Raw genomic sequence first — 17,265 nt, 5'->3', positions numbered from 1 at the left:
TGTGTTCGTCAGAAGAGCTTCAATGGCTCTTCGTTGAGCGCAGCCAACTGTTCACGCAACGCCAACACCTGATCGCCCCAATACCGCTCCGTACCGAACCACGGAAAACTGTGCGGGAACGCCGGGTCGTCCCAGCGGCGGGCGAGCCAGGCGCTGTAGTGCATCAGGCGCAAGGCGCGCAGCGGTTCGATCAACGCCAGTTCCCGCGGATCGAAGTCGTGGAACTCGCTGTAGCCGTCCATCAATTCCGACAACTGACCGAGACATTCCTGACGATCACCCGCCAGCATCATCCAGATGTCCTGCACCGCCGGGCCCATGCGGCAGTCGTCCAGGTCGACGATGTGGAACATCTCGTCGCGGCACATCATGTTGCCGGGATGGCAGTCGCCGTGCATGCGGATGTTCTTGTGCGGCGTAACGTTGTAGACCTCTTCCACACGCTTGAGCAGGTCGCGGGCCACGGACTCGTAGGCCGGCAGCAGGCTTTTGGGTACGAAATTGCCCTCGAGCAATGTCGTCAGCGAGTCATGACCGAAGTTCTTCACGCCCAGCGCTTCACGGTGTTCGAACGGTTTTGTAGTGCCGACGGCGTGCAGGCGACCGAGCAGTTGCCCCAGGCGATACAGCTGATCGAGATTGCCCGGCTCCGGCGCACGGCCGCCACGGCGGGGGAACAAGGTGAATCGGAAACCGTTGTGTTCGTGCAGGCTGGCACCGTTGTGAATCATCGGCGCGACCACCGGCACGTCGCACTCGGCGAGTTCGAAGGTGAATTGGTGCTCTTCGAGAATTGCTTCGTTGGTCCAGCGCTGCGGACGGTAGAACTTGGCGATCAGCGGTTCGGAGTCTTCGATACCGACCTGATAGACACGGTTCTCGTAGCTGTTGAGCGCCAGAATGCGCGCGTCGCTGAGAAAGCCGATGCTTTCGACGGCATCGAGCACGAGGTCTGGGGTGAGGGTTGCAAACGGGTGGGCCATGCTGACTCCTGCGCGCGGCAGGCTGCCGCGTCCGGCCAAGCATGGTAGCGCAGACGGGGAGGCTTTAGTGGCTGGACTTGAGATGAGTGTTGTCTGGGCTGACGCCTTCGCGAGCAAGCCCGCTCCCACATTTAACCGAGTTCTCCCAGAAGAATACGGTCGAATGTGGGAGCGGGCTTGCTCGCGAAGAGGCCCGATCAGGCGCCGACGACCCCGCCATCTTCACGGGAAATTGCCATCACCGAAGACCGCGGTTTGCCATTCGGCAGATGCTCAGGGAACGTCGACCCGCCGTTCTCCCCCGGATGCTGAATCCCGACAAACAAGGTCTTCTGATCCGGCGAGAAGCTGATCCCCGTCACCTCGCAGCCCACTGGCCCGACCATGAAACGACGAATCTCTCCGGTTACCGGGTCGGCACACAGCATCTGATTGTTGCCCATACCCGCGAAATCACCGGCATTGCTCGAATCGCCATCGGTGAGAATCCACAACCGCCCAGCCTTGTCGAAACCCAAGCCGTCCGGGCTGTTGAACATGTTCTGCGGTGTGATGTTCGACGAACCGCCCTTCGGCGTGCCTGCGTGGACGCCCGGGTTGCCGGCGACCACAAACAGGTCCCAGGCAAAGTTTTTCGAGCCGTGATCGTCCCGGTCAGTGCGCCAGCGCAGAATCTGCCCGTAGACGTTTTTCTCGCGCGGGTTCGGTCCGCCCACCGGCTGGCCATCCTCGCCACGCTTGGCGTTGTTGGTCAGCGTGCAATAGACCTGGCCATCCTTGGGGCTGACGACGATCCATTCCGGGCGGTCCATGCGCGTGGCCTTCACCACACTTGCGGCGAGGCGGGCGTGAATCAACACTTCGGCCTGATCGGCGAAACCGCTGCTGGCGTCGATGCCGTTTTTACCGTGGGTCAGTTCGATCCATTCGCCTTGGCCTTTCGGATGATCGGCATTGCCGTCGCCCGCGTCGAAGCGCGCCACGTACAAGGTGCCGTGGTCCAGCAGGTCGCGGTTGGCCTTGGGGTTCTTGTGGTTGATCTTGTCGCGACTGACGAATTTGTAGATGAACTCGCCGCGCTCATCATCGCCCATGTACACCACGGCGTGACCATCACTGGTTTCGGCCAGGGCGGCGTTTTCATGTTTGAAGCGGCCCAACGCGGTGCGTTTGACTGGCGTCGATTGCGGGTCGAACGGGTCGATTTCCACGACCCAACCGTGACGGTTGAGTTCGTTGGGGTTTTTCGCCAGGTCGAAGCGCTCGTCGTGTGGGTGCCAGTTGATCTCTTTGCTGGCCGCCACTGCGCCGTAGCGTTTCTGCGCGGCGTCGAATTTTTGCTCGGCATTGCTACTGCCGAAGCAGTCAGTGAAGTTTTCTTCGCAGGTCAGATACGTGCCCCACGGCGTCTTGCCGTTGGCGCAGTTCTGGAAAGTGCCAAGGACGTTCTTGCCGTGTGGGTCGGCACTGGTTTTCAGCAGTGCGTGGCCGGCGGCCGGACCGCTCAGGTTGATCGGCGCGTTGCCGTGAATGCGCCGGTTGTAGCGCGAGCCCTGGACGAAATGCCACTGGCCGTTCTTGCGCTGCACTTCGATCACCGACACGCCTTCACAGGCCAATGCCTTGCGCACGTCAGCAGCCGATAGCGGCATGCCGCCGTGGGCGTAGAGGTAGCGATAGTTGGTGTATTCGTTGTTGATCGCCATCAGCGCCCGGTTGTTGTCACCGGGAAACTCGAACAGGCTCATGCCGTCGTTGTTGTCGCCGAACTGGAGTTCTTGATGCTCGGCCGTGCCGTTGCCACTCGGGTCGAACACCGGGCCGTTCTTCTGCAGGGGTTGGCCCCAACTGATCAATACCGAAGATTTATAGCCTGGCGGTAGAGTAATGGCGTCGCTGGTGGCGGCGGGAATACTGTCAAAACCCAACAGTTTGCTGGAGCCGGCGTTGACGCTGGCGGCCAGCACGCTGCGGCTCAGCAGGTTGCCGCCCATGAACATCGCTGCACCGCAAAGGGCGCCAGCGCTGATGAAGCCACGACGGCTGAGGCCGACCATGTTCTCGAGGTCGGTGGATTGGTTGTCTTCTAATAGGCTCACATCAGGCTCCCTGCGGGTTTTTGCAGTCACCTTAATGAGCGTTAATGACACTTGTGTTTCAAAGCGGTGTACCGAGTAAAACGTTGGATGGCGCGAACTGCACCAGCACCGGTTTGTCCGTCGTCAAACCGAGGGTTCTCAAGTGCAGCGGTTCGGCCAGCGCGCAGAGTGTCTGGCCGTTGGGCAGGCCGATTCGAACTTCACTGGGGCCGTCCTCGGCGTCGAGAATTTCTTCGATGATGCCCTTCAGGCAATTATTGCCGGGTGTTGCCACTTGATCGATGCCCAGCAACTCCAGCCAACCGGCCTTGATCAGTGCGACCACTTCGGTGCCGGTTTCGAGGTCCAGACGCAGGGTGCTGTCGTGAGTGATCTGCGCATCGATGCTCAAGCCTTCGGCCAGCTCGAGACGAATTCGGTCGTTGTGCCCTTGGGTATCAATCGCCACAACCTTGCCATGCAGTTGATTGCGCGCGCTGGTTCTGAGCATCAGTCGGCCGAGCAGGTCGAGATCGCTGGCATCTTCGGCGGCTTCCAGCACCTGAGCCTGCAAGGCTTGCAGCTTTTGATACAGGCGCAATACACGCTCGCCTTCGCTGGAGAGTTTGGCGCCACCGCCGCCCTTGCCGCCGACACTGCGCTCCACCAACGGTTTTTGCGCAAGGTTGTTCAGCTCGTCGATGGCGTCCCAGGCCGCTTTGTAACTCAGCCCCGCGCTTTTCGCGGCGCGGGTAATCGAGCCTTGTTCGGCGATGTGTTGCAGCAACGCGATGCGCTGCGGACGACGGACAATGTGCTGGGACAACAACGTAGGCAAGGACATGGCAAGACGCTTTGGGCTGTGGCGATGGGAAAGACGTTGGCGGCTTGGGGCTCGGGAGTCAAGTCAGGTGTAACACTGTCCAGTGTGGGAGCGGGCTTGCTCGCGAAGGTGCCAGTTCAGTCGACATCTCTGTTGAATGTCAGTCCGTCTTCGTCGGAACGCCGCCCGGAGCAAGCCCGCTCCCACAGGTTTTGTTCCCTGGGGTTAAACCGCATCGCCGGGCTTGGGTGTGCGAGCCAGACAATAGACGTCCACCCGCGCGGCGCCGGCGTCCATCAACAGACGAGCCAAGGCTTGCGCCGTGGCGCCGGTGGTCAACACATCGTCCACCAATGCTAAATGACGACCCTTGATGCACGCATCGGGCGTCAGGGCGAAGGCGTTGCGCAGGTTCTTTTTGCGGGCCTCGGCATTCAGGTTCTGTTGGGCGCTGGTGTCCTGAATCCTCAGCAACAGCGTTTCATCGCACGGAATGTCGAGGCTGGTGCTGAGCCAGCGGGCGAGCATCGCGGCCTGGTTGAAACCCCGTTTACGCAGTCGTTTGGAGGCCAGCGGAACCGGGATTAGCGCGTCGGGTCGATTCAGGTCTTCATCGAAGCGATGTTGCAGAAACTGAGCGAGAAGTTCGGCGAGCAGGCGACCAAACGGCCACTTCGCAGAGTGTTTGAAGCGTGTGATCAACGTGTCCACCGGAAAGCTGTAAGTCCAGGGCGTAGCGACCCGTTCAAAGGCTGGCGGTTGTTTCAGGCATTGGCCGCAGGTCAGGCCAGCGGTGGGCAACGGCAGGGCGCAGGTTTGGCATTGATCGCCAAGCCAGGGCAACTCTGTTTCACAGGCCATGCAGATGGGTGTGCATTCATCGGCGGGTTCTGAACAGAGCAAACAGAATTGGTCGTTTGTTAACCAGATGTAAACCGGTCCTTCGTATCGTGGTTGACAGCGCATGAGTCTTCCTTAAATATGCCGAACATCCGTGTCGCGTCTGTGGGTATTCCATTCCCCAGTCGCTTGCCAAGCATAAAACAAAGGAAACGCCCATGAGCGCCAGCACCACTGCAACCCTGCGTCATGACTGGTCTTTGGCCGAAGTCAAAGCACTCTTCGTTCAGCCATTCAATGACCTGTTGTTCCAGGCGCAGACGGTGCACCGCGCGCATTTCGACGCCAATCGGGTCCAGGTGTCGACGCTGCTGTCGATCAAAACCGGTGCCTGCCCGGAAGATTGCAAATATTGTCCGCAGTCCGGTCACTACAACACCGGCCTGGAAAAAGAAAAGCTGATGGAAGTGCAGAAGGTCCTCGAAGAGGCCGCTCGCGCCAAGGCCATCGGTTCGACCCGTTTCTGCATGGGCGCGGCGTGGAAACATCCGTCGGCCAAAGACATGCCTTACGTGCTGGAAATGGTCAAAGGCGTGAAAGCCATGGGCCTGGAAACCTGCATGACCCTCGGTCGCCTTGATCAGGACCAGACCGTCGCTCTGGCTGACGCCGGCCTCGACTACTACAACCACAACCTGGATACCTCGCCTGAGTTCTACGGCAGCATCATCACCACCCGCACTTACAGCGAGCGCCTGCAAACGCTGGCCTACGTGCGTGAGTCCGGGATGAAGATCTGCTCCGGCGGCATTCTCGGCATGGGCGAGTCGCTTGATGATCGCGCCAATCTGCTGATCCAGCTGGCTAACCTGCCGGAGCACCCGGAGTCGGTGCCGATCAACATGCTGGTGAAAGTCGCCGGAACGCCGCTGGAAAATGCCGACGATATCGACCCGTTCGACTTCATCCGCATGCTGGCTGTCGCACGTATCCTGATGCCGCAATCCCACGTGCGCCTGTCCGCCGGCCGCGAAGCGATGAACGAGCAGATGCAGGCCCTGGCGTTCTTCGCCGGCGCCAACTCGATTTTCTACGGCGATAAGCTGCTGACCACCGCCAACCCGCAGGCCGACAAGGACATGCAACTGTTCGGGCGCTTAGGCATCCTGCCGGAAGCGCGTGAAGAGCACGCGGACGAAGTCCACCAGGCAGCGATCGAACAAGCGCTGGTTGAGCAGAAGAGCAGCGAGCAGTTCTATAACGCTGCTGTTTAATCGCCCTATCGATTCCCTGTAGGAGCTGCCGCAGGCTGCGATCTTTTGATCTTGTTTTTAAGGGCAAAATCAAAAGATCGCAGCCTGCGGCAGCTCCTACAGAGGCTCGTGCCAATTTCCCACTCGCGAGGCCTGCATGTCTTTCGATCTCGCCGCACGCCTTGCTGCCCGTCGTGCCGAAAATCTCTACCGCCAACGCCCATTGCTCGAAAGCCCCCAAGGCCCGGAAGTGGTGGTCGATGGTCAGCCGTTGCTGGCGTTCTGTAACAACGACTACCTGGGCCTGGCCAATCACCCGAAAGTGATCGAAGCCTGGCGCGCCGGTGCGACCCGTTGGGGCGTCGGCGGCGGGGCGTCGCATTTGGTCATTGGGCACAGCAGCCCGCATCATGCGCTGGAAGAGGCCCTGGCCGATTTCACCGGTCGCCCGCGCGCGCTGTTGTTCACCACCGGTTACATGGCCAACCTTGGCGCGGTCACTGCGCTGGTCGGGCAGGGCGATACGGTGCTGGAAGACCGGCTCAATCACGCGTCCCTGCTGGATGCGGGTCTGTTGTCCGGAGCGCGCTTCAATCGCTATCTGCACAACGACGCGGCGAGTCTGGCCAAGCGTCTTGAGAAGGCGACCGGCAATACCCTGGTGGTCACCGACGGTGTGTTCAGCATGGACGGCGATATCGCCGACCTGCCAGCGTTGGCTCGGGAAGCCAAGGCCAAAGGTGCATGGTTGATGGTCGATGACGCTCACGGCTTTGGCCCGCTGGGCGCCAATGGCGGCGGGATCGTCGAGCATTTCGGTCTGAGTCAGGAAGATGTGCCGGTTTTGGTCGGCACTCTCGGCAAGGCATTCGGTACGGCCGGGGCTTTTGTCGCCGGCAGCGAGGAGCTGATCGAGAGCCTGATCCAGTTCGCCCGTCCCTACATTTACACCACCAGCCAGCCGCCGGCGCTGGCCTGCGCGACGCTGAAAAGCCTCGAATTGCTGCGCACTGAACACTGGCGTCGTGAGCATCTGAAGACGCTCATTGCCCAATTCCGCCACGGTGCCGAACAGATCGGCCTGGAGTTGATGGACAGCTTCACGCCGATCCAGCCGATCATGATCGGCGATGCCGGGCGCGCGGTTCGACTGTCGCAGATGCTGCGTGAGCGCGGTCTGATGGTCACTGCGATCCGTCCACCGACCGTGCCCGCCGGCAGCGCCCGACTGCGTGTGACCCTGACTGCCGCGCACAGCGAGGCGCAGGTACAGCTATTGTTAAATGGACTGGCCGATTGTTTTCAACAACTGGGACCGGAGCCAAGCCATGCGTGATCGTCTGATTCTGCTGCCCGGCTGGGGCCTCGGTATTTCTCCCCTGGAGCCCTTGGCGGCGGCGTTACAAGGACTGGATGAACACTTGCGGGTCGAGATCGAGCCGTTGCCGGAACTGGAATCGAGCGATCTTGAAGAGTGGCTTGATGAGCTGGACTCGACGTTGCCTCAGGACGCCTGGCTCGGCGGCTGGTCGCTCGGCGGCATGCTCGCTTCAGAGTTGGCGGCCCGGCGCGGCGATCGCTGCTGCGGCTTGCTGACGCTGGCGAGCAATCCTTCTTTTGTCGCCCATGAGCAATGGCCAAGCGCGATGCCTGCCGAAACCTTCGATGCGTTTCTGGCCGGCTGCAAGGCTGATCCGCGCATGACGTTGAAACGTTTCTCGCTGCTCTGCGCTCAGGGTGCCGAAGACCCGCGCGGGTTGTCTCGGCTGTTGCTCGGTGGCGCGCCACACACTTCGGCAGAGGTGCTGATGAGCGGCCTGGAGTTGCTCGCACAACTGGATACCCGCCAGGCTTTGCAGGCGTTTCGCGGCCCGCAACTGCACTTGTTCGCCGGCCTCGATGGACTGGTTCCAGCCGAAGCGTCGGGCGACCTGCTGACATTGTTGCCGGATGTTGAAATTGGTCTGATCGAGCAGGCCAGTCACGCGTTTCTTCTGGAAGATCCCCACGGTGTGGCGGGGGCAATTCAGGCCTTTTTGCATGAGTCCGGTGATGACTGATTTATCCCTTCCCAACCTGCCCGGCGGTTTGCCCGACAAACGCCAGGTGGCGGCATCTTTTTCCCGTGCGGCGGCCAGCTACGACAGCGTGGCCGAATTTCAGCGCGATGTTGGCAGTGAATTGTCGAGTCGTTTGCCGGAGGACTTCGTTCCGGGTGTGTGGCTGGATCTGGGCTGCGGCACCGGGCATTTCAGCCGTGCATTGGGCGAGCGATTTCCTGCAAGTCACGGACTGGCACTGGACATCGCCGAAGGCATGCTCAATCACGCCCGGCCGTTGGGTGGTGCAACGCATTTCATCGCTGGCGATGCCGAGCGGTTGCCCTTGCAGGATTCGACCTGCGATCTGATCTTCTCCAGCCTGGCGGTGCAGTGGTGCGCGGACTTCGCTTCGGTGCTCAGTGAAGCCAATCGCGTATTAAAACCTGGCGGAATTTTCGCGTTTGCTAGTCTGTGCGTGGGCACACTGTTAGAGCTGCGTGACAGCTGGCGACAGGTGGATGGCATGGTGCACGTCAATCGCTTCCGCGAGTTCGGGGTTTATCAACAGCTTTGCGCGGACGGTGGGTTGAGCGTCGTGAGTCTGGAAGCCCGACCGCACGTGTTGCATTACCCGGATGTGCGCAGCCTGACCCATGAGCTGAAGGCGCTGGGTGCACACAACCTGAACCCCGGTCGGCCGGGTGGTTTGACCGGCAGGGCGCGGATCCTCGGATTGATCGAGGCTTATGAGCAGTTTCGTCAGGCCGAAGGATTGCCGGCGACTTATCAAGTGGTCTACGCCGTTTTGGAGAAACCCTTATGAGCGCAGCCTATTTCATCACCGGCACTGACACTGATGTCGGCAAGACCACCATTGCCGCAGGTTTACTGTATGCCGCGCGGTCGGCCGGTTTAAGCACGGCGGCGGGCAAGCCGGTCGCCTCCGGATGCGATGTGACGCCCAAGGGCTTGCGCAATGCCGATGCGTTGGCGTTGCTGGCGGAGTGCTCAGTGCCTTTGACTTATGCACAGGTCAACCCTGTGGCGTTCGAACCACCGATCGCACCGCATCTGGCAGCGCGGGAGGCCGGCGTGGCATTAACGGTGCAATCACTGTTGACGCCCATGCGGGAAATTCTCGAGATGCAGGCGGATTTCACCTTAATCGAAGGTGCTGGCGGCTGGCGGGTGCCTTTGGCAGGTCAGGACAATTTGTCGGACCTGGCGATGGCGCTGGATCTGCCGGTGATCCTGGTGGTGGGCGTGCGCCTGGGTTGCATCAACCATGCGCTGCTGACGGCCGAGGCGATTGCTCAGGACGGTTTGCTGTTGGCGGGGTGGGTGGCCAATATCATCGATCCGAAGACTTCGCGTCTGGAAGAAAACCTTGCGACACTCGCTGAGCGGATCCCGGCACCGTGTCTGGGGCGTGTGCCGAAACTCAAATTGGTGACGGCTGAAGCGGTGGCGGAGCATCTGCAACTGGATCTACTGGACTGAGTTTTCTGGCAGGGGTTTTAACTATGACAAGGCACTGTGCCATTAGTGTTTTTGTCGGGCCTTTTGACGGTGGGTCTGCTTCAATGGCCGCTGTTGATCCTTTGTAGGACGAGTTCTCCCATGGAAATCTCAGGAAACACCGCTTTTTATGCCGGTCTGAGCACTATTCAGACAGGGCAGAACCGTGTCGATCAGGCCTCTGGCCAGATCGCCAACACGACGATCGAGCGTTCGGTGACCAGCCAGTCTTCCGAGGCGCAGGTTGATCGTCTGCGCTCGGTAGATCGCAGTCAGCAGTCGGACCAGGCCAGCAATATGGTCGAGATGTCCCAGGGTAAATTTCAGGTTGAACTGGGTGTCAAAGTCGCCAAGGCATCCGACGAAGTGCTCGGTACGCTGATTGATACCTACGCTTGAACCCTCGCTGAACCCGCTCCCTCAACGCCGCGACTATTCGCGGCGTTTTTCTGCGTGAATCCTTCTCCCTCAACTAATCTTTCCTCCACCGCGCATTGCTCAGGCGACGGTGTTGGGCTGCTGTGGATCTGGTATTTGCGTCGCGTGATGACGAACGGCAAAAGATCGGCGCTTGACAAGATTTAGGCGTAAACGTATGTTTCAAACAACTGTTTGACCGCCACAACAAATCAACGCGGTCGTTCATTCCCGGTTACATCAGCAGAGGTTTATCGCTATGCCTGACTACAAGGCCCCCTTGCGTGATATTCGCTTCGTTCGTGACGAACTGCTCGGCTACGAAGCGCACTATCAGAGCCTTCCGGCTTGTGCAGACGCAACTCCAGACATGGTTGACGCCATTCTCGAAGAAGGCGCCAAGTTTTGTGAGCAGGTGCTGGCTCCGCTGAACCGCGTGGGTGACACCGAAGGCTGCACCTGGAGCGAGTCCGGCGTTAAAACCCCGACGGGCTTCAAAGAAGCCTACAAACAATTCGTCGAAGGCGGCTGGCCAAGCCTGGCTCACGACGTAGAGCACGGCGGCCAAGGCCTGCCGGAATCTCTGGGTCTGGCTGTCAGCGAAATGGTTGGCGAAGCCAACTGGTCGTGGGGCATGTACCCAGGTCTGTCCCATGGCGCGATGAACACCATTTCCGAGCACGGCACGCCTGAGCAGCAAGAGGCTTACCTGACCAAGCTGGTTTCCGGCGAATGGACCGGCACCATGTGCCTGACCGAACCGCACTGCGGCACCGACCTGGGCATGCTGCGCACCAAGGCTGAACCTCAGGCCGACGGTTCCTACAAAGTATCCGGCACCAAGATCTTCATCTCGGCCGGTGAACACGACATGGCCGACAACATCGTCCACATCGTGCTGGCACGTCTGCCGGATGCACCGGCTGGCACCAAAGGCATTTCGCTGTTCATCGTTCCCAAGTTCATGCCGAACGAAGACGGTTCGGTCGGCGCACGCAATGCTGTGACCTGTGGTTCCCTGGAACACAAGATGGGCATCCACGGCAACGCCACTTGCGTGATGAACTTCGACGCGGCCACCGGCTTCCTGATCGGCCCGGCGAACAAAGGCCTGAACTGCATGTTCACCTTTATGAACACCGCCCGTCTGGGTACTGCGCTGCAAGGTCTGGCTCACGCCGAAATCGGCTTCCAGGGCGGCCTGAAATACGCTCGCGATCGCCTGCAAATGCGCTCCCTGACTGGCCCGAAAGCGCCGGAAAAAGCCGCTGACCCGATCATCGTTCACCCTGACGTACGTCGCATGCTGTTGACCATGAAGGCCTTCGCCGAAGGCAACCGTGCGATGGTTTACTTCACTGCCAAGCAAGTCGATATCGTCAAGTACGGCGTGGACGAAGAAGAGAAGAAGAAGGCCGACGCACTGCTGGCGTTCATGACTCCAATTGCCAAAGCCTTCATGACTGAAGTCGGCTTCGAATCCGCCAACCACGGCGTGCAAATCTATGGCGGCCACGGCTTCATCGCCGAGTGGGGCATGGAGCAGAACGTTCGCGACAGCCGTATTTCGATGCTGTACGAAGGCACCACCGGTATCCAGGCACTCGATCTGCTGGGCCGTAAAGTGCTGATGACTCAAGGCGAAGCCCTGAAAGGCTTCACCAAGATCGTCCACAAGTTCTGCCAGACCAACGAAGGCAACGAAGGGGTCAAAGAGTTCGTCGAGCCATTGGCTGCGCTGAACAAAGAGTGGGGCGAGCTGACCATGAAGGTCGGTATGGCGGCCATGAAGGATCGCGAAGAAGTCGGCGCGGCGTCGGTGGATTACCTGATGTACTCCGGTTACGCCTGCCTGGCTTACTTCTGGGCTGACATGGCGCGTCTGGCTGCCGAGAAACTGGCTGCCGGCACCACCGAAGAGGCGTTCTACACCGCCAAGCTGCAGACTGCGCGCTTCTACTTCCAGCGCATCCTGCCGCGTACTCGCACTCATGTTGTCACCATGCTGTCGGGCGCCAACAACCTGATGGACATGAAAGAAGAGAACTTCGCGCTGGGCTACTAAGCCTTAACGCAGTCCTTCGAAAAAAACCGCCGCTCCTTCGGGAACGGCGGTTTTTTTTTGCTCCATCCTGACTCGTCAGACCTTACTCACCATGGGGTTGGGTCGAGAGGACCGACCCCAGTCGGGGTGCTCACGCCTTCTCCGTTACGCAGGAACGGCAGGTGCCAGAAATCGTTCGGCACGACTGGATCGCCGGGTTTGACGCCTTCCGGAAAGATGAACTCAAACACTGGCGCCACATACTGTCCCGCTATCAGACCATTGGCCACGGTTAGCCTGCTGGCGTTTTGAATGCAACTGTCCACGGCGGTCTGGGAAGCGGTCATCTGTGGAACGCAAAGTGATCGCGCAACAACACGCAACGTACGCGTCGGCTGGCTGAGAAGCCCAGTCGGTGCCTTGGTCGCGCGAACCCTCGCACGTTGTGGCTGAGGACCAGTGTTCTGGGTTGTGATGCCACCCGAGACACCAAGACAACTCGTTGCAAGGGACTGTGCAGGGTTGCATTCGCCCGTCATCTCATAGGGTGTAACCCAGCGATTGGTTTGTACGCCCGTCGAAGGATTGACATCTATCAAATAAATGTCGACCGGTGTCTTGACGTCGGTTGTCGATGCTTCAAGGAAAATCCGGTCTTGCGTCTCCTGCGCTACACCGTTGATGGCCGTTGCCGCCGGGTCGGCGGTGCCGATGCCAAATTCCCCGATAGCCAGGTAGCTGGGCTGCGACCCCGGCTGAGTGTAGATCCCGATGTTTGCCTCAATCGTGTGTGCAGAGATGTAGTCCGGGGTGCCCGCTGTTGTCGATTTGAACAGTGTGCCAGCGTAGCTGATGAAGTCGCCGACTTCGAACGGTGCCTGTTGCGTCGGGTCGGGGTCCGCTGCCGTGCGTGCAGCATCGCTGAATCTCTTCATGACGAACTGGCTGCAATAGACCTGACCCAGAGCCGGAGGGGAAAGCTCTCCGCTGGCCGGAGGTGTTACGCCGGCCTGGCTGAAGTTCCGGCAGTTGTTGGTGGTGGTTGGGGTCACCACTTTTGGCCGGTTTTTCTGTGGGCAGAGTGCATCGTCCCCGGATACCGTGCGTGGCACGCACATCGGGTAGCCGGTGGCGGCGTGAATAGTTGGGTTGGCGTCATCAACGGAGAAGCGAGGGTCGGGGCTTTGGGGGCGGCCAAAGCGTCCGCTTGGATCATTGATCTGAATGATCGTCGGTTGCAGGGCATTACCGCTGTCCACTTCGATGTTGCCGTTGGTGTAGTCGATCCGGGTGATGTAGCCGCTACCAGCATTGGCGGATTGCTGGGATACAAAGATCAGCCCGGCAATTTGCTTGTTGGAGACGGTATTGCCAACCACGTGGATCTCGAACGAGGGATATGAAGTCGGTCCTTTATTGAGCGCCAGTGTCCCGCCCCTGACAAAATCAGCCCAGGTCAGGGTATTGGCCGGCATCTGGAGAACCGTATTACAAGGGACTGTAATCGTCATGCCGTTCAGTTGGACTGTCCCCCCAAAGCGACTGGGGTCACTGGTGTTCGGGCAGCTTGCATTAGTAGGGTCCAGGGTCATGTTCTGGATAAAGCCTGTCACGTCGAAGCCATGAATCGCATCCGGGTTCGTGAATACCGGATTGGGCAGGGTGGGTGTCGTGAATGGCGAGGGTGCGCCCTTGACGGGCTTGGCAGTCCCGCCTTGGGCAAATGCATGACCCGCCACTCCAACGGCCAGTGCGCAGGCGACGGCACCGGCAAGCAGTGCGTGGCGACCGAAGACGCCGTTGAATCGCTTGAGGAGTGGCGGTGTGGCGAGCGTTTTCGCGTGTACGGATAAGCTCATGGTTTTCTCCAAAATCTTGCAGGACCAGTTGCCGGCCAATCGACTCTCATACCTGCTGATGCGCTGAATCCCGCGCAAAAGAGACGCAAAGGCGTGAGCGTCGAATTGGGGCTCGATCCGGAGGGAAAAGTGGCTGTGACGTTGTACGGTCGGTACAGGATCGACACTCACCCTTCAGATGCTTTCAACCTGCGTTGTGTTGGCCGGTTCTGGACACAATCGCGAGAGACATTTCCCGAGCCTGAAACGTCCAAAGCAGTTGTCGTGCCGGATTGGCACAGTCAGTCGCTAGCCCGCAGAAATGTGGGCTTCGCTGTCGTTGATGGCGCCGAACTCAACTCTGGCGAGTTTATATGCACCAATGTAGGGGGGATATATCCCCATATTTGTGAGTTTGGCAAAAAGTTGGAGACAGGGTAGTTGCCTAGTGTGCCACGACCTCAATAACGGCATGCGCAATACGGATCTTCAATTGTTAGAGAGGTGAAGGAGGGCCGGCGTGCGTCGAGGTTGTTAACCATTATTTTTGTCGCACCGATATTAACTAAAGGCAAAAGCTTGTGCAGGTGCGAGCTGCACACGAATTTAGTTTTTGCAATTAATGAGAGGTCATCAAGCTATCTATTCGGATTTATCAAGCGGAATTTAAAATACCTGCTGCCACTGTATGCCATGAACTAGCAATTACTCTGCCAGCCTTTTTATTGCCTATGTAAAAGATAATGAATCCCTTTAAATACAGGCGTGTGGTGGTTTTTTTATGAGCGGTGTGCAGACCTTGTTGGGGAATGACACCCAGTAGTGGGGGGAAGTGCACCGAAGTTGAGGATTGCGTGTAGTTGCTACTGCTCATGTCTGAGCACGATAAAAAATATTGTATTTTGGCTGTTGAAATTTTTTGTTACAGCTAGAGTTGAGTTAAGCGCCCCCCCACAGCGCGACAAAATAGCGTTTGATAAAGCCTGAGCCAAGAGAGTACTTTGCCAGTTCGGCTTCGCCGCGTCGTACCCAACTTCGAGTTGGTGTAATGGCTCGTGCGAGCAGCACGATTCATGGCCGTTAGTTCATCTCGTAACAGGAAAATTCCGGAGCCCGGCTACTCCGTACTGAATCGAGAATGTCATCATGGTAAAACCCTTGAGCATCCTTCGTACTTCCCGCTTGGCCTGCGTGATCGCAGTCAGTGTGGCTTGCAACAGCGCTTTTGCCGCTACCGCGCCAGAGATTGTCGCGCCCGCGCCGGATGTGCCCAGCCTGCAGTCGCTGCATGGGATGACACCGCCTGACCCCTCGGGAACAGAGGGCGGGCGCAAAGTCGACCTGATGTCCGATTATGTGCTCAATCGCTCGGCGGCGATTCTATTGGGCAAGGCGCTTTTCTGGGACATGGAGATCGGTAGCGATGGCTCGACGGCGTGTGCGTCTTGCCACTTTCACGCAGGGGTCGATCACCGGATCACCAACCAGATCAACCCGGGCCAGGCTAGCACCCATGCAAACGTTGCGTCGATCTTCAACAAGCCGTTCGTAGCCGCCGATATTCCAGGCGACATCTCTTCCTACGCGACCCTGTCCGCAGGCAAGGGCGGGCCGAACTACACGCTCAAGAAAACCGACTTCCCGACCCATGTGCTGGCCGATCCGCTGGATCGCAATTCGCCGATTGTCTACTCGACCGACGATGTGATTGGCTCGCAAGGGGTGTTCGACGCCAACTTCGTCAAACCCAGACAAGCGCGTTTCGACAAGTGCATTCAGCAACCGGACGGTATCTTCCAGGTGGGTGGCATCAACGTGCGGCGCAGCACGGGACGCAATGCTCCGACGGTGATAAACGCCGCGTTTAACGTTCGCAACTTCTGGGACGGTCGGGCCAATAACGTGTTCAACGGCTTCTCGCCGTTCGGTAATCGCGACCCTGACGCCGGGATTTTCGTCACCAGCGACCGCAGCGGGGTGGCGACCAAGGTTCGGTTGGCGCTCAACGATTCGTCTGCCGCCTCGCAGGCTGTGGGCCCACCCGGCAGCCCGGTTGAAATGTCCTGCGGCGGTCGCACCTTCGCGGACATTGGACGGCGCATGCTCGATACGCTGATGCTTAAACAGCAGAGGATTTCATCCACCGATTCGGTGCTCGGCCCCGTTTCCGGTGCCCGCCGGCCCACCTACAGGGAATTGATCAAGGCGGCTTTTTATCCTCGACTTTGGAACGCCACCAAGCAGGTTTCACTCGGCGACGCTCCTTATACCCAGATGGAAGCCAACTTCCCGCTGTTCTTCGGGCTGGCGATTCAGATGTACGAAGCCACCCTGATTTCCGACCAGGCACCGCTGGATGCCTACCTGCAGGGTAATCAACAGGCAATGAATGCCCAGCAAGTCCAGGGGATGAATCTGTTCCTTGGCAAAGGCAAGTGCATCAGTTGTCACGGCGGCGCGGAACTGACCAACGCCGCCAGCCGGTTGCTGTTCCATCCCCGTGAGCGGATCGAACGTATGGTGATGGCTGACAACCTGATCGCGCTGTACGACAACGGCTTCTACAACACCGGTGTGCGCCCGACGTCAGAGGACCTGGCACTCGGCGGATCGGACGCGTGGGGCAACCCGCTGTCGTTCACTCGTGAATACAACACCCAACTGCAGGGCAAGAGTGTGCCGGATCCGCTGGACGTTGATGTCTGCACCTTTGAAGCGCTGCTGAGTGCGGGAATCCCCTGCGACCCGACGCTCAAGCCCAATGTGGGCTTCCACGATGCGGTTGATGGTGCATTCAAAACCCCGACGTTGCGCAATATCGCGTTGACCGGGCCTTATTTCCACAATGGCAGCCGCGCGACGCTCAAGCAGGTCATGGAGTTCTACAACCGGGGCGGCGACCGGCGTGGCTCGGAGGCGAACAACACCAGCGGCTTCGATCATCCGAGTGTGAACCAGCACAACACATCGAACCTCGATCCGGACATGACCGCGCTGAACCTGACTCCCGATGAAGTGGATGCGCTGGTCAAGTTCATGGAGGTCGGGTTGACCGATCCGCGAGTCGCCTGGGAGCGGGCGCCATTCGATCATCCATCGCTGGTCATTCCACAAGGCGAGGTGGGTGACGAAAACTCCGTGACGATACGGCCAGTCAGTCCGAAGATAACCACCCGACAGGCGATGGATGAGCTAATAAAGCTCAAACCCGTAGGTGCAGAAGGTCGCAAAGTTGAAGAGGGGCCATTGCAGCCGTTCTACAACGACCTTTGATGGGATGACTCTACCTGCGTTACTGGCCGCTCTGCTTGTGGCCAGTAACGCACCTTCTAAAAAAGCTTGGCAAATCACTCAGTAAGTCAACGGTTCTGCCGTTACAGTAGGTGGGCACAATGCCATCTATTGATATGACGGGTCGGAGCTTTACCC

Annotated in this window: 13 protein-coding genes; 8 read left to right on the top strand and 5 right to left on the bottom strand. The window is 59.0% G+C overall.

Annotation, left to right across the window (positions count from 1 at the left end):
- Window positions 1–8: 8 nt before the first annotated feature.
- From E3W21_RS14210 to E3W21_RS14195, 4 genes are all read right to left on the bottom strand, one after another.
- Window positions 9–983, bottom strand: coding sequence for a serine/threonine protein kinase (locus E3W21_RS14210; protein ID WP_129440587.1), 975 nt, complete (start codon window positions 981–983; stop codon window positions 9–11).
- 197 nt (window positions 984–1,180) lie between these two features.
- Window positions 1,181–3,082 carry a PhoX family phosphatase gene (locus E3W21_RS14205; RefSeq protein WP_134420504.1) on the bottom strand — a complete coding sequence of 634 codons (1,902 nt, stop codon included), beginning with the start codon at window positions 3,080–3,082 and terminating at the stop codon, window positions 1,181–1,183.
- Between the two features lie 58 nt (window positions 3,083–3,140).
- Window positions 3,141–3,905: a TOBE domain-containing protein gene (locus E3W21_RS14200; RefSeq protein ID WP_134420502.1), complete on the bottom strand. Its 765-nt coding sequence runs from the start codon at window positions 3,903–3,905 to the stop codon at window positions 3,141–3,143.
- Between the two features lie 204 nt (window positions 3,906–4,109).
- Window positions 4,110–4,850 carry a ComF family protein gene (locus E3W21_RS14195; RefSeq protein WP_134420500.1) on the bottom strand — a complete coding sequence of 247 codons (741 nt, stop codon included), beginning with the start codon at window positions 4,848–4,850 and terminating at the stop codon, window positions 4,110–4,112.
- A 92-nt stretch (window positions 4,851–4,942) separates the two neighbouring features.
- Here E3W21_RS14195 and bioB point away from each other — a divergent pair, with 92 nt between their 5' ends.
- The 7 genes from bioB (at window position 4,943) to E3W21_RS14160 (ending at window position 12,019) form a co-directional block, all read left to right on the top strand.
- A complete protein-coding gene (gene bioB / locus E3W21_RS14190) occupies window positions 4,943–5,998 on the top strand; it encodes a biotin synthase BioB (RefSeq protein ID WP_129440595.1) in 1,056 nt (351 codons plus the stop codon).
- A 136-nt stretch (window positions 5,999–6,134) separates the two neighbouring features.
- Window positions 6,135–7,313, top strand: a complete 1,179-nt coding sequence (bioF, locus tag E3W21_RS14185; protein WP_134420498.1) for an 8-amino-7-oxononanoate synthase — start codon at window positions 6,135–6,137, stop codon at window positions 7,311–7,313.
- Complete coding sequence (locus E3W21_RS14180; protein ID WP_134420496.1) at window positions 7,306–8,037, top strand: alpha/beta fold hydrolase; 732 nt, start codon at window positions 7,306–7,308, stop codon at window positions 8,035–8,037. Before bioF ends, E3W21_RS14180 begins: the two co-directional genes overlap by 8 nt.
- The gene (gene bioC, locus E3W21_RS14175; RefSeq protein ID WP_134420494.1) at window positions 8,030–8,842 is read left to right on the top strand and encodes a malonyl-ACP O-methyltransferase BioC; all 813 of its coding nucleotides are present in this window, start codon (window positions 8,030–8,032) and stop codon (window positions 8,840–8,842) included. The genes E3W21_RS14180 and bioC overlap by 8 nt, the downstream gene beginning before the upstream one ends.
- Window positions 8,839–9,519, top strand: coding sequence for a dethiobiotin synthase (bioD, locus tag E3W21_RS14170; RefSeq protein ID WP_129440601.1), 681 nt, complete (start codon window positions 8,839–8,841; stop codon window positions 9,517–9,519). The genes bioC and bioD overlap by 4 nt, the downstream gene beginning before the upstream one ends.
- Before the next feature lie 120 nt (window positions 9,520–9,639).
- Window positions 9,640–9,936, top strand: coding sequence for a pyrroloquinoline quinone biosynthesis protein PqqE (locus E3W21_RS14165; protein ID WP_134420492.1), 297 nt, complete (start codon window positions 9,640–9,642; stop codon window positions 9,934–9,936).
- A 277-nt stretch (window positions 9,937–10,213) separates the two neighbouring features.
- Window positions 10,214–12,019 (top strand): phenylacyl-CoA dehydrogenase, encoded by a 1,806-nt coding sequence (locus E3W21_RS14160; protein ID WP_134420490.1) that lies wholly within the window; start codon window positions 10,214–10,216, stop codon window positions 12,017–12,019.
- Window positions 12,020–12,105: 86 nt separating this feature from the next.
- Here E3W21_RS14160 and E3W21_RS14155 read toward each other — a convergent pair whose 3' ends face one another.
- Window positions 12,106–13,857 (bottom strand): hypothetical protein, encoded by a 1,752-nt coding sequence (locus E3W21_RS14155; protein WP_134420488.1) that lies wholly within the window; start codon window positions 13,855–13,857, stop codon window positions 12,106–12,108.
- 1,185 nt (window positions 13,858–15,042) lie between these two features.
- Between E3W21_RS14155 and E3W21_RS14150 the strand changes: the two genes are divergently transcribed.
- Window positions 15,043–17,109, top strand: coding sequence for a cytochrome-c peroxidase (locus E3W21_RS14150; RefSeq protein WP_371927103.1), 2,067 nt, complete (start codon window positions 15,043–15,045; stop codon window positions 17,107–17,109).
- The last annotated feature ends 156 nt before the right edge of the window (window positions 17,110–17,265 follow it).

The organism is Pseudomonas sp. F01002 (genome assembly GCF_004402115.1).
GTDB lineage: Bacteria > Pseudomonadota > Gammaproteobacteria > Pseudomonadales > Pseudomonadaceae > Aquipseudomonas > Aquipseudomonas frigoris.
This window is presented reverse-complemented; position numbering and strand designations above follow the sequence as displayed.

Bases quoted from the DNA above. Each gene is read 5' to 3' on its own strand.
- E3W21_RS14210 (WP_129440587.1), bottom strand. From the start codon at position 983: ATGGCCCACCCGTTTGCAACCCTCACCCCAGACCTCGTGCTCGATGCC.
- E3W21_RS14200 (WP_134420502.1), bottom strand. From the start codon at position 3,905: ATGTCCTTGCCTACGTTGTTGTCCCAGCACATTGTCCGTCGTCCGCAG.
- E3W21_RS14195 (WP_134420500.1), bottom strand. From the start codon at position 4,850: ATGCGCTGTCAACCACGATACGAAGGACCGGTTTACATCTGGTTAACA.
- bioB (WP_129440595.1), top strand. From the start codon at position 4,943: ATGAGCGCCAGCACCACTGCAACCCTGCGTCATGACTGGTCTTTGGCC.
- bioF (WP_134420498.1), top strand. From the start codon at position 6,135: ATGTCTTTCGATCTCGCCGCACGCCTTGCTGCCCGTCGTGCCGAAAAT.
- E3W21_RS14180 (WP_134420496.1), top strand. From the start codon at position 7,306: ATGCGTGATCGTCTGATTCTGCTGCCCGGCTGGGGCCTCGGTATTTCT.
- bioC (WP_134420494.1), top strand. From the start codon at position 8,030: ATGACTGATTTATCCCTTCCCAACCTGCCCGGCGGTTTGCCCGACAAA.
- bioD (WP_129440601.1), top strand. From the start codon at position 8,839: ATGAGCGCAGCCTATTTCATCACCGGCACTGACACTGATGTCGGCAAG.
- E3W21_RS14165 (WP_134420492.1), top strand. From the start codon at position 9,640: ATGGAAATCTCAGGAAACACCGCTTTTTATGCCGGTCTGAGCACTATT.
- E3W21_RS14160 (WP_134420490.1), top strand. From the start codon at position 10,214: ATGCCTGACTACAAGGCCCCCTTGCGTGATATTCGCTTCGTTCGTGAC.
- E3W21_RS14155 (WP_134420488.1), bottom strand. From the start codon at position 13,857: ATGAGCTTATCCGTACACGCGAAAACGCTCGCCACACCGCCACTCCTC.